This is a genomic window from Miniimonas arenae, from assembly GCF_006351005.1.
In the GTDB taxonomy this organism is placed as follows: domain Bacteria; phylum Actinomycetota; class Actinomycetes; order Actinomycetales; family Beutenbergiaceae; genus Miniimonas; species Miniimonas arenae.
This window is the reverse complement of sequence record NZ_VENP01000005.1, coordinates 17678-29701: the sequence shown is the minus strand read 5'-3', so window position 1 is coordinate 29701 and position 12024 is coordinate 17678. Positions and strand designations below refer to the sequence as shown.

At 72.9% G+C, this 12024-nt stretch carries 11 protein-coding genes; 6 read left to right on the top strand and 5 right to left on the bottom strand.

Annotated features, from left to right (window positions below; genetic code table 11):
- Positions 1-132: 132 nt before the first annotated feature.
- Positions 133-1473 carry a sugar ABC transporter substrate-binding protein gene (locus FH969_RS02605; RefSeq protein WP_139985908.1) on the bottom strand — a complete coding sequence of 447 codons (1341 nt, stop codon included), beginning with the start codon at positions 1471-1473 and terminating at the stop codon, positions 133-135.
- A gap of 349 nt (positions 1474-1822) precedes the next feature.
- Between FH969_RS02605 and FH969_RS02600 the strand changes: the two genes are divergently transcribed.
- Complete coding sequence (locus FH969_RS02600) at positions 1823-2878, top strand: LacI family DNA-binding transcriptional regulator (protein ID WP_108717664.1); 1056 nt, start codon at positions 1823-1825, stop codon at positions 2876-2878.
- Position 2879: 1 nt separating this feature from the next.
- Here the strand turns inward: FH969_RS02600 and FH969_RS02595 are convergent, their stop codons facing one another.
- The 4 genes from FH969_RS02595 to FH969_RS02580 are packed head-to-tail and all read right to left on the bottom strand — an operon-like array spanning position 2880 to position 8184.
- On the bottom strand, positions 2880-4397 hold the full coding sequence (locus tag FH969_RS02595; protein WP_180359635.1) for an alpha-amylase: 1518 nt from the start codon (positions 4395-4397) through the stop codon (positions 2880-2882).
- On the bottom strand, positions 4390-5532 hold the full coding sequence (gene dusB / locus FH969_RS02590) for a tRNA dihydrouridine synthase DusB (protein WP_246071664.1): 1143 nt from the start codon (positions 5530-5532) through the stop codon (positions 4390-4392). The genes FH969_RS02595 and dusB overlap by 8 nt, the downstream gene beginning before the upstream one ends.
- A gap of 50 nt (positions 5533-5582) precedes the next feature.
- Positions 5583-6797 carry a YibE/F family protein gene (locus tag FH969_RS02585; RefSeq protein WP_139985906.1) on the bottom strand — a complete coding sequence of 405 codons (1215 nt, stop codon included), beginning with the start codon at positions 6795-6797 and terminating at the stop codon, positions 5583-5585.
- Between the two features lie 4 nt (positions 6798-6801).
- Positions 6802-8184, bottom strand: coding sequence for a glycine--tRNA ligase (locus FH969_RS02580; RefSeq protein WP_139985904.1), 1383 nt, complete (start codon positions 8182-8184; stop codon positions 6802-6804).
- 140 nt (positions 8185-8324) lie between these two features.
- On the opposite strand from FH969_RS02580, the gene FH969_RS02575 reads away from it, so the two are divergent.
- From FH969_RS02575 to FH969_RS02555, 5 genes are read left to right on the top strand one after another with little or no spacing between them, the layout of a single operon-like run.
- Complete coding sequence (locus tag FH969_RS02575; protein WP_108717668.1) at positions 8325-9293, top strand: metal ABC transporter substrate-binding protein; 969 nt, start codon at positions 8325-8327, stop codon at positions 9291-9293.
- The gene (locus tag FH969_RS02570; RefSeq protein WP_139985902.1) at positions 9290-10126 is read left to right on the top strand and encodes a metal ABC transporter ATP-binding protein; all 837 of its coding nucleotides are present in this window, start codon (positions 9290-9292) and stop codon (positions 10124-10126) included. Before FH969_RS02575 ends, FH969_RS02570 begins: the two co-directional genes overlap by 4 nt.
- Complete coding sequence (locus tag FH969_RS02565; RefSeq protein WP_425462445.1) at positions 10123-11019, top strand: metal ABC transporter permease; 897 nt, start codon at positions 10123-10125, stop codon at positions 11017-11019. The genes FH969_RS02570 and FH969_RS02565 overlap by 4 nt, the downstream gene beginning before the upstream one ends.
- Before the next feature lie 23 nt (positions 11020-11042).
- A complete protein-coding gene (locus FH969_RS02560; protein ID WP_108717670.1) occupies positions 11043-11444 on the top strand; it encodes a Fur family transcriptional regulator in 402 nt (133 codons plus the stop codon).
- Positions 11441-12001: a DedA family protein gene (locus FH969_RS02555; protein WP_246071659.1), complete on the top strand. Its 561-nt coding sequence runs from the start codon at positions 11441-11443 to the stop codon at positions 11999-12001. The genes FH969_RS02560 and FH969_RS02555 overlap by 4 nt, the downstream gene beginning before the upstream one ends.
- Positions 12002-12024: the final 23 nt, after the last annotated feature.

Sequence of the window (12024 nt, the reverse complement as noted above, 5' to 3'; positions counted from 1 at the left end):
GCGCCGGCGCCTGAGCGGAACTGCGACTCGGGCGACGACGTCGTGGCCGAGTCTCCCGGGCGCCGGGGCGGCCCGGCGGAGAGCGACGCGCCGGAGTCGGCACCCGAGTCGGGTGCCGACCCCGGCCTTGCGTCAGGAGGAGGCGATCGCGGAGCTGATCGTCTGCGCCGCCGTCGTCATCGTGCTGGCGGGGTCGGCGCCACCGATGATTGCGGCGTACGCCTGGCCGAGCGGCGTCCACACCTGGTCCATCGCGGGGATCGCCGGCATCGGGTAGGCCGCGTCAGCGGCGTCACCGAACACCCCGATCAGGGGGTCGGAGGCGGCGGCCGTCGCCCGCACGGACGTCATCGCGGGCGGCAGGTTCGTGCCCTCGAACAACGTCGTCATGGCCTCCTCGGAGTTCAGGCCGCCACCGGAGGTGCCGGTCACGAAGGCCTGCGCGAAGCTCTTGTTCTGGCCGTTGGAAGCGACGTAGAACGCCTGGGCGCCCATGAACGGCTCAGCCGGGGACATGCCCGCGAAGCCGGGGATCGGCTGGACGGTGTAGCCGTCCGCGCCGAGGCCCGCCTCGACGTCGGACAGCGCCCACGGGCCCGAGATCAGGCAGCCCGCCTGGCCCTGCGCGAAGAGCGAGATCGCGTTGTCGTTCGTGATGGCCGTCGAGAGCACCTTCGAGCCGGCGTCGCCGAGCGTGGCGATCTTCTGCGCAGCTGCGATGCCCGCGTCGGTGCCGACGCCCAGGTCGTTGGCGTCGGGCGTGCCGGTGGCGTCCAGGCCGAACAGGTAGCCGCCCGCCGAGGTGAACAGCGGCTGCATGTGGTACGGGTCACCGTTCACGCCCTGCGGGATGTTCAGCGCGGACTGCACGCTGCCGGCGTCCTTGGCGGCCTGCCCGGCGGCGATCGCGTCGTCGAGCGTCGCGTAGGTGTCCGGGGCGTAGGTCTTGTTGCAGTAGAGCACCAGCGACTCGACGCCGTAGGGGATGCCCATGAGCTGGCCGTTGTACGTGACGGCGGTGACCGCCTTCTCGGAGTAGCCCGAGAGGGAGTCGGCCGAGATCTGCAGCGGGTCGATCGCGCCGTTGGCGACGAGCTGACCGATCCAGTCGTGCGCACCGACGAGCACGTCGGGACCGTTGCCTGCCTGGTTCGCCGTGATGAAGTCCGAACGCGTGTTGACGATGGCCTGCACGCCGACCGTGATGCCGTTGGCCTCGCCGAACGCCTGCGCGACGGCGGTCACGGCGTCGAGCTTGGTGGCGTCGGTCCAGACGACGAGGTCCTCGTTGCCGCGGACCGGCGGGGCGCTGGGGTCGGCGCTCGCGCCGGCGTCGCCGGTGGCCTCGGCGCTGGCGTCCGTGGTCGCCGTCGAGTCACCCGTGGCGTCGGTACCGCCTCCGCCACCACCACAGGCGGTCAGCAGCAGCGTCACCGAGGCGACGGCGGCGACCGAGAGAAGGGACTTGCGCATGTCGATCGTCCTCCAGTGGAACGGGCAGCACCACCTCTGGACCCCGGTGGCCAGACGAGACGAGGCACTGCGACGCACGTCACGCTAGTGCAACTTTCTGCAAGCCAACAGGGGGTGTGGTGCGCGACGCAGGACTGTGACTGAATCGTGACCCAGAGTCCGTGGCAACCGCGGTGCGCGCGGTTGCAGCGTTTCGCCGACCTGCGGCGTCGTTGCAGGGCCGAACAGCGCCGACGCGCCCGTGACTCCCGGAATCGTGGTGCTTGCGCTGGGCCCGCGCTTCGCGAAACTATGCAAGCCTACGAAAACGCTCTGCTCCTTTGCAGTGACGCAACGGATGACGCAACGGATGCTCTCGCCCAAGGAAGGGACGATCACGGTGAGCGAACGCGACCGCCAACGCACGAGGCTGGCCGACCTGGCCGCGCAGTCGGGCGTCAGCACCGCAACGGTCTCCCGCGTCCTCAACCGCAAGCCCGGCGTGGCCGAGTCGACGAGGCAGGCCGTGTACCACGCGCTCGACATGCTCGGGTACGAGCGGCCCAACCGCCCGACCTCGCAGTCCGCCGGCCTGGTGGGCCTCATCGTGCCCGAGCTGTCCAACCCCGTGTTTCCCGCGTTCGCCCAGGCGATCGAGACGGCGCTCGCACACCACGACTACACGCCGCTGCTGTGCACGCAGACGGCCAGCGGGGTCACGGAGGACGAGTACGTCGAGACCCTGCTCGCGGCCGACGTCGCCGGCATCGTCTTCGTCAACGGGATGCACGCCGACGTCCAGTCCCCGCTGACCCGCTACGAGCGGCTCACCGAGCGCGGCGTCCCGTACGTCCTCGTCAACGGCCACCGGGACGATCTCACCGCGCCGTCGGTGTCGGTGGACGAGCGCCTCGCGATGGACATCGCCGTGCGGCACCTCGCGGCGATGGGGCACAGCCGGATCGCGCTCGCCGTCGGGCCCGAGCGCCTCGTGCCCTCCGCGCAGAAGCGCGAGGGGTTCGTCACCGCGATGAAGCGCTACGTCGGCCCGACCGCCGAGCATCGCGTGCTGACGTCGCTGTTCACGGTCGAGGGCGGCGAGGCCTCGGCGCGCGTGCTGGTGCGCGAGGGCGTGACCGCGATCGTCTGCGGCAGCGACCTCATGGCGCTCGGCGCGATCCGCGCGGTGAAGCACGCCGGCCTGCGGGTGCCCGAGGACGTCTCGATCGTGGGCTTCGACGACTCGTTCTTCGTCGGCTTCACCGACCCCCCGCTCACCACGCTGCGCCAGCCCGTGGTCGCGATGAGCCAGGCCGTCGTGGACCTGCTGCTCTCGACGATGCAGGGCCGCTCCGTGCGCGACGAGCTGCGGTTCGCCCCCGAGCTCATCGTGCGGGGCTCGACGGCGGGGATGCACCCGCGCTGAGCTAGCCGGACACCCGCTGCCCCGGGTGGAACGCGACGGCGCCCTGCGCCGGGACCACGAGCGAGGCCACGCCGTCGTCGTGCACCTCGACCGTCCCGCCGGCGCACGCGCCGTCGACGAGCAGGCCGCTCACCACGTCGCAGTACTCCCCCGGCTCGAGCGCGGTCTCGAGGCCGAACGACACCGGCTCCCTGGTCACGTTGAGCACCACCCACGCGTCGCCGCGGCGGAAGCTGAGCACGCCGTCGTCCATCGCGGTGATCTCCTCCGCGGGGGCGTCGCCCGCAGCGATGCGCCAGTTCACCATGCCGACCACGGCGTCCCAGCGGTGCTGGCAGACCCACGTCTGGTCGGGATACGCCACCCCGGGTCCGACCTCGTCGGGACACGCCGCGTCGAGCACCGCGCCGGTCGAGTCCTGCGCCGGGCCGAGGTTCGGGTCGGTGATGCCGAACGCGTAGCTCGAGAGCACCACCGGCGTGCCGTAGGGCGCGGCGAGGAGCAGCGTGGTCGCGAGCGCGTACTGGTCGCCGTAGCTGCGCGAGAGCGTCTCGCCGTTGCGCTCGGTGTCGTGGTTGTCGACGAACACCACGGCCTGGTTGCTCGACAACCCGGTCGAGGTGGGCAGGTCGAGCACGCCCGCCAGGTCGCCGGAGCGGACCGCGGCCGTGAGCGCGCGGGCGTAGACGAAGTCGAAGACCTGACCGGTGCCGGTGTACTGCGCGGGCTGGACCGGCTCGCCCGAGGCGCCGATCACCTCCTGCCTGACGATCGTGTCGTCCGGGAAAGGGTCGAGGATCGCCGCGAGGTCCTCGGGCGCGATGTGCTTGGCCGCGTCGATCCGGAAGCCCGCCACGCCGAGGTCCAGCAGGTCCTGGAGGTAGGCGCGCAGCGTGTCCTGGACCTTCTCGCTCGAGGTGTCCAGGTCGGCGAGGTTGAGCAGCTCGCACGTCTGCACCTGCGCCGCGTCGCCGTAGCTCACGATGTCGTCGCTGGGCGTGAGGCCGCAGTGGTGGAAGTCTCCTGTCGTGTAGATCCCGGGGTAGTCGTAGTGCTCGTAGGAGCTCCCGGCCCAGCCCGTGCCGCCCGTGTCGGAGCCGGTCATGTGGTTGATCACCGCATCGGCGACGACGTCGACGCCCGCCTCCCGGCACGCCGCCGTCATCGCCTCGAACTGCTCGCGCGTGCCGAGTCGCGACTCCACGCGGTAGGACACGGGCTGGTAGGACGTCCACCACTCCTCGCCGAGGATGTGCTCCTGCGGCGGCGACGTCAGCACCCAGCCGTAGCCCGCGGGCCCGAGCGTGTCGGTGCACTCCTGGGCGATCGAGTCCCACGTCCACTGGAACATCTGGACGCCGACGTCGGAGCGCGCGTCGCCGTCGCCGGCGCCGTTCGCGCCGCCCGTCCCGCCCGTGCACGCGGCGAGGCCCCCGACGGCGAGCGTCGCCGCGCCCGCGATCGCGGCGGTTCGCGCCCGCGCGCCCCGCGCGCCTCGCCCGGTCGGCGCGTCAGCCACCGGACACGCTCAGCTCGGCCTCGGCGAGCATCGCGCGGAGGCGGTCGTCGACGTCGCGCGTGTCGAGCCAGCCGTCGGGGACGTGCGGCACCTTGGGCGACCCGCCGCGGCCGCGCTGACCCTCGGCGCCGACGCCCGGGTAGGGCAGGTCGAGGTCGAGCCCCGCGAGGGCGGCGTCGAGGTCGGCGAGGCTGGAGACCCGCGTGAGCTCGGTGCGCGCCTCGCCGCCCACGGGGTAGCCCTTCATGTACCAGGCCATGTGCTTGCGCAGCTCGCGCAGGGCGCGCAGCTCATCTCCCCGGTGGTAGTCGACCATGAGCTCGGCGTGCCGCCGCAGCACCGAGGCGACGTACCCGAGCCCGGGCCGCACCCGCACGGGCGAGTCGGCGAACCCGGCGACGAGGTCGGTGAACAGCCACGGGCGGCCCTGGCAGCCGCGGCCCACGACCACACCGTCGCACCCCGTCCCGGCCATCATCGCCAGCGCGTCCTCGGCGGACCAGATGTCGCCGTTGCCGAGCACGGGTATGTCGGTGACCGCGCCCTTGAGCCGCGCGATCGCCTCCCAGCGCGCCTCGCCGGAGTAGTAGTCGGCGGCGGTCCGGGCGTGCAGCGCGACCCAGGCCACCCCGGCGTCCTGCGCGGTGCGGCCGGCGTCGAGGTAGGTGGGATGCGCGTCGTCGATGCCCATCCGCATCTTCACCGTGACCGGGACGTCGAAGGGGCGGGCCTCCTCGACGGCGCCGCGCACGATCGCCGCGAACAGGTCCCGCTTCCAGGGCAGCACCGCTCCCCCGCCCTTGCGGGTCACCTTGGCCACGGGACAGCCGAAGTTGAGGTCGATGTGGTCGGCGCGGTCCTCGGTGACGAGCATCCGGACCGCCGCACGCACGGTGGCCGGGTCGACCCCGTACAGCTGCACGCTGCGGATTCGCTCGTCGGGGGCTGGCTCGATGATGTGCATCGACTCCTCGGTGCGCTCGACGAGCGCGCGCGAGGTCACCATCTCCGAGACGAAGATCCCCTCGGGGACGTCGGTCGCGTGCAGGGCGGGCGCCGCACCCTCGGCGGGCAGCCCCGCGCGGGCGGCCTCGCGGCACAGCTGCCGGAACGGCGCGTTCGTCACGCCGGCCATGGGCGCGAGGACGACGGGCGTGCCGAGGGTGTGGCGGCCGAGAGCGAGGGTCACGGGGAGGATTCTCCCACCGGCGGCGCGACCCTCACCCGACGCGAGGTGCGCACGAGGGCCGCGGCGATCGCCGTCGTGACCGGGATGGCCAGCACGAGGCCGATCGAGGAGACGAGGGTGCGCACGAGCTCCTCCGCCACCGCGCCCGACGTGGCGAACTGCACGGGGTTGCGGTCGTAGATCGAGGACACGAGCAGCATCGGCAGGGCGGCGCCGACGTAGGCGAACGCGAGCGTGTACACGGTCGAGGCGATGTGGTCGCGCCCGATCCGCATCGCCCGTGCGAACACCCGGCGCCGCGGCACGCTCGGGTCCGCCGCGTGCAGCTCCCACACGGCCGAGGCCTGCGTGATCGTCACGTCGTTGAGCGCCCCCAGCCCGGCGATGACGAACCCGCACACGAGCAGCGCGCGCAGGCTCATCTCTCCGAACGTGCCGGCCACGAGGTACCCCTCCTCCGACCCGGTGCCGAGCAGGCGCGTCGCGTCGGCGGACCACAGCGCGAGGCCCGTGGTCACGGCGAGGCCGACGAAGGTGCCCACGAGCGCCGTCGTGGTGCGGATCGAGATCCCGTGCGCGAGATACACCGCCACGAACATCATCGCGCTGGACCCGACGAGCGCCACGAGCAGCGGGGACGTGCCCGACATGAGCGCGGGCAGCACGAACAGCCCCACGACGGCGAGCGACGTCGCCAGCCCGACGATCGCCGCGAGCCCGCGCCAGCGCGCGACGAGCCCGACCAGCACGACGTACGCCGCCGCGAGCAGCAGCAGCGGGACCTCGCGCACGTAGTCCACGAACGTGAAGGGCACGCCGGTGGCGAGCCCCGCCACGTCGAAGAGCACCGTGATCTCGGCCCCGACGGGGATGTCCTCGCGCAGCACCTCGGGCGCGACCGCGACGGGGACGACCTGCCCCTCACCCTCGCCCGTGAGCAGCTCGGCCTCGATCTCGGCGCCCTGGGTCAGCGGCACCGCAGTGATCCGGGCGGTCTCGAACGAGTACCCGGACGCCGTCATGTCGACCGAGCCCGCGATCGTGTCGCCGCGCGGCCACAGCGCGACGAGCCCCACCACCGTGGCGATCAGCAGCGGCAGGACGATCGCCGCGAGCACCGCGCGGGCCCGACGGCGTTCCCCGCCGTCGAGCGCGAGCTCGCCGTGGGCGTGGGCGTGGGTCGCCGCCCCGTGCACCGCGTGTCGACCCACGACCTCACGCGCCGAGGAGGCGCGCCCCCAGGTACCCGGCGACCTGCGAGAGCGCGACGCGCTCCTGGCTCATCGAGTCGCGCTCGCGGACGGTCACGGCGTCGTCCTCGAGCGTGTCGAAGTCGACCGTGAGGCAGTAGGGCGTGCCAATCTCGTCCTGACGGCGGTAGCGCCGGCCGATCGCCTGCGCGCCGTCGTAGTCGACGTTCCAGGACGCGCGCAGCTCGTTCGCCAGGGCGCGCGCCTTGGCGGGCAGCTCACCCGAGCGCGACAGCGGCAGCACCGCAGCCTTGACGGGCGCGAGGCGCGGGTCGAGCCGCAGGACGGTGCGCTTGTCGACGCCGCCCTTGGTGTTCGGCGCCTCGTCCTCGTGGTAGGCCTCGACGAGGAACGCCATGAGCGAGCGGGTGAGGCCGGCGGCGGGCTCGATGACGTACGGCACCCAGCGCTCGCCCTTCTCCTGGTCGAAGTAGGACAGATCCTTGCCGGAGTGCTCGCTGTGGGTGCTGAGGTCGAAGTTCGTGCGGTTCGCGATGCCCTCGAGCTCGCCCCACTCGCTGCCGGTGAAGCCGAAGCGGTACTCGATGTCGACGGTGCGCGTGGAGTAGTGCGAGAGCTTCTCGGCCGGGTGCTCGTAGTGGCGCAGGTTCTCCGGCGCGATACCGAGATCGGTGTACCAGGCGGTGCGCGTGTCGATCCAGTACTGGTGCCACTGCGCGTCCGTGCCCGGCTCGACGAAGAACTCCATCTCCATCTGCTCGAACTCGCGCGTGCGGAAGATGAAGTTGCCCGGCGTGATCTCGTTGCGGAACGACTTGCCGATCTGCGCGATGCCGAACGGCGGCTTCTTGCGCGCGGCCGTGGCGACGTTGGCGTAGTTGACGAAGATGCCCTGCGCCGTCTCGGGCCGCAAGTAGTGCAGTCCGGACTCGTCCTCGACCGGGCCGAGGTAGGTCTTGAGCATCATGTTGAAGTCGCGCGGCTCGGTCCACTGACCGCGTGTGCCGCAGTTCGGGCAGGGCACGTCCGCCAGGCCGTTCTCGGCGGTGCGGCCCTTCTTCTCCTCGAACTCCTCGATGAGCTGGTCCTCGCGGAACCGCTTGTGGCAGGACAGGCACTCCGTCAGGGGGTCGGTGAAGACGCCGACGTGGCCGGAGGCGACCCACACCTGGCGGGGCAGGATCACAGCCGAGTCGAGGCCCACGATGTCCTCGCGGCGCTGCACCATCGCGCGCCACCACTGACGCTTGATGTTCTCCTTGAGCTCCACGCCTAGCGGTCCGTAGTCCCACGCGGAGCGCGATCCGCCGTAGATCTCACCGGACTGGAAGACGAAGCCCCGGTGCTTGGCGAGGGCGATGACGGAATCGAGACGGCTGGCGGCCACGGGTTCTCCTTGTGCGCGACACCCAGTGCTGGCTGCACTGGGCAGTCCCTCAACCTACCGGGCGCACGCTCCGGCGCCGCGCACGTGAGCCTCGTCGCGCGGATTTGACCCCCGCCCCCTCCGTAATGAGAATAGTTCTCATGAACTACCGCCGCGCGCTGGCCGCGTCCGCCCTCGTCCTCGCCCTCCCGCTGGCCGCGTGCTCGGCCGACGGCGCGAACGACGGCTCCGGCGGGTCGGGCGACGGCGACGCGACCCTCAGCGTGATGGCGTCCTTCTACCCGCTGCAGTTCCTCGCCGAGCGCGTCGGCGGCGACCTCGTGGACGTCACGAGCCTCGCCCCCGCCGGGACCGAGCCGCACGACCTCGAGCTCTCCCCCGCCCAGGTCGCCGCGCTCGGCCGCGCCGACCTGCTCGTCTACCTGTCGGACTTCCAGCCCTCGGTCGACACGGCCGTGCAGGAGGTCGCGCCGAACGCCGTCGACGTGCACGAGGTCGTGCACCTCACCGCCGACGAGCACGCCGACGAGGACGAGCACGCCGACGGCGAGACGGAGTCTGCGTCCACGGACGAGCACGACCACAGCGGCGAGGACCCCCACTTCTGGCTCGACCCGACCCGGATGGCCGACGCGGCGGACGCCGTCGCCGACGCGCTGGCCGAGGCGGACCCGGCCCACGCCGAGGAGTTCCGCGCCAACGCGGACGCGCTGCGCACCGACCTCGAGGCGCTCGACGAGCGCTTCCGCACGGGCCTCGCGCAGTGCTCGGGCCACGTCATCGTCACCTCACACGAGGCGTACGGCTACCTCGCCGACCGTTACGGCCTCGAGCAGGTCGGCATCTCCGGCCTCGATCCCGAGGCCGAGCCGTCGCCCGCGCGCCTGCGCGAGATCCAGCAGGTCGTCCGCGACGAGGGCGTCACCACGATCTTCACCGAGAGCCTCGTCAACCCAAAGGTCGCCGACGTGCTCGCCTCCGACCTCGGCATCACGACGGCGGTCCTCGACCCGGTCGAGACGCTCACCAAGGACAGCGCCGGCGAGGACTACCTTGCGGTCATGACCGCCAACCTCGAGGCGCTGCGCACCGCCCTGGACTGCGCGTGAGTCAGCAGGACTGCCCTCCGGCCGGTGACGACCCGGCCGCCGCGCCGGTCCTCGACGTGTCCCAGCTCGACGTGGCGATCGGCGCCTCCCGGATCCTGCGGGACGTGACGTTCGCCGTCCGACCCGGCGAGTTCGTCGCGCTGCTCGGCGCGAACGGGTCGGGCAAGTCCACGCTCGTGCGCACCGTCGTCGGCGTGCTGCCCGCCACCGCGGGGCGGGTGCGGCTGTTCGGCGTCGACCTCACCGAGCGCCGCCACGTGCCGTGGCACCGCGCCGGGTACGTCCCGCAGCGCTCGACGGCGAGCGCCGGCGTGCCGGCGACGGTCGCCGAGGTCGTGGCGTCGGGTCTGCTCACGGGCGTCGGGTTCCGGCGCACGCCGGACGGCGCCGACCGCGTGCGGCACGCCCTCGAGCAGGTGGGCCTCGCCGACCGGGCGCGCTCCGCCGTCGCGACCCTGTCCGGTGGCCAGCAGCAGCGCGTCCTCATCGCGCGGGCCCTCGTGCGCGACCCCGAGCTGCTCGTCCTCGACGAGCCGCTCGCAGGCGTCGACTCGGCCAGCCAGACGGCGTTCGCGACGACGATGGCGCGCCTGCGCGACCGCGGCGTCACGGTGCTCGTGGTGCTGCACGAGACCGGCCCGCTCGCACCGCTCATCAGCCGGACCGTCGTGCTGCGGCACGGCCGCGTGGTGCACGACGGCCCGCCACCGCCCGCCGCACCCGGCAACGACGACGCCGAGCACCACCACCAGCACGCCCACGCGCCCGACGAGGGCGCCGACGGGCAGCACCGCGCGCACGCCCTGCGCGTCGAACCGGGAGGCCTGCCGTGACCACGCTGACGGACATGCTCGCCAGCCCCCTCATGCAGCGCGCCCTGATCGCCGCGGTCGTCGTCGGCCTCGCCGCGCCCGTCATGGGCACCTACCTCGTGCAGCGCCGGCTCTCCCTGCTGGGCGACGGCATCGGGCACGTCGCCCTCACGGGCGTGGCGGCCGGCTGGCTCGTCGGCAACGCGCTCGACCTCACGCCCTACGACGTGCTCGCGGTGCCGGGCGCCGTCGTCGCCGCCGTGCTCGGCGCCATCGGGATCGACGTGCTCCGCGAGCGCGGCCGCACGAGCGGCGACATCGCGCTCGCGCTGCTCTTCTACGGCGGCATCGCGGGCGGCGTCCTGCTCATCGGGCTCGCGGGCGGCACGACGGCGAACCTCATGGGTTACTTGTTCGGCTCCATCGCCACGGTGAGCCAGACCGACCTCGTCACGATCGCCGTCCTCGGCGTCGTGGTGCTCGTCGTCGGGCTCGGCCTGCGTCCGGCGCTGTTCGCGGTCTCCCAGGACGAGGAGTACGCACGCTCGCTCGGCCTGCCGGTGCGCGGCCTCAACCTCGTCATCGCGGTGCTCGCGGCGCTCACGGTGACGGTCGCCATGCGCGTCGTGGGCCTCCTGCTGGTGAGCGCCGTGATGATCGTGCCGGTCGCCGTCGCGCAGCTCGTCGCACTGTCGTTCCGCTCGACGATGCGGACCGCGATGGGGGTCGGGGTGGGCGTGTGCGTGCTCGGGCTCGTCATCACGTACCTGTACCCGCTCTCCCCCGGCGCCGTCATCGTGTGTCTCGCGATCGCCGTCTACGCTGGCGTGGCGCTGGTGCGGGGGCTCCTGCGCCACCGCGCACCCGGGGACCCGCACCTCGACGTCCCCGACGACGTCATCGTCACCCCCTGAGGACCGACGGAAGGAGCGTCCACGTGCCACGCACGACGCGGCAGCGCACCGCCGTCGCCGACCTGCTCGACGGCGTGCCCGACTTCCACAGCGCGCAGGACCTGCACCGGATGCTGCACGACCGGGGCGAGCGGGTCGCGCTCGCCACGGTGTACCGCACCCTGCAGGTGCTCACCGACCTCGGCGAGGTCGACTCCGTGCGCGGGCCCGACGGCGAGCTGCGCTACCGCCGCTGCGAGGCGGAGGCGCACCACCACCACCTCGTGTGCCGGTCCTGCGGCACCACGGTGGAGCTCGACGCCGCGGCCGTGGAGGCGTGGGCCGGCGGCATCGCCCGAGCGCACGGGTTCACCGACGTCGAGCACACGGTCGAGCTCTTCGGCCTGTGCGCGCGGTGCGGGTCGCGCAGCGCGGACGCGCGGTGACGCTGCTCGCCGAGGCGCCGGCGCAGGAGTCGGTGGTGGCCGCGTACGGGCTGGACGGGTTCCCGTTCCCGCTCGTCGTGCTCGCGCTGTTCGTCATCGTGCTGTGCCGCGCCCAGGGCACGTACTGGGTCGGCCGGGGCGTGGCCGCGGGGGTCACCCGGAGCGAGCGGGTGCGTCGGCTGAGCGAGGGGCCGGCGATGGTGCGCGCGATCGCGCTGCTGCACCGCTGGGGTCCGATCGCGGTGACGCTGTCGTTCTTCACCGTGGGCCTGCAGACCGTGGTCAACGCCGCGGCCGGCCTCGTGCGGATGCCGTGGCTGCGCTACACGCTCTTCATGCTGCCCGGCTGCGTGGCGTGGGCGCTCATCTACGCGACGGTCGGGCTCGGGGTGTTCCTCGCCGTCGTGGCGGCCGCGGCCGGCTCGCCGTGGGGCGTCGCGGGCGTGGTCGCGATCCTCGCGGCGATCGCCGTGCTGGTCGTGCTGCGGCGCCGCTCCCGCGCGCGGGACGCCCTGGCCGAGGCCGTACCGGCGCAGGGGTCGGCCGCGGCGGAGTGACGCGTCGCTGACCCGGCGCGCGG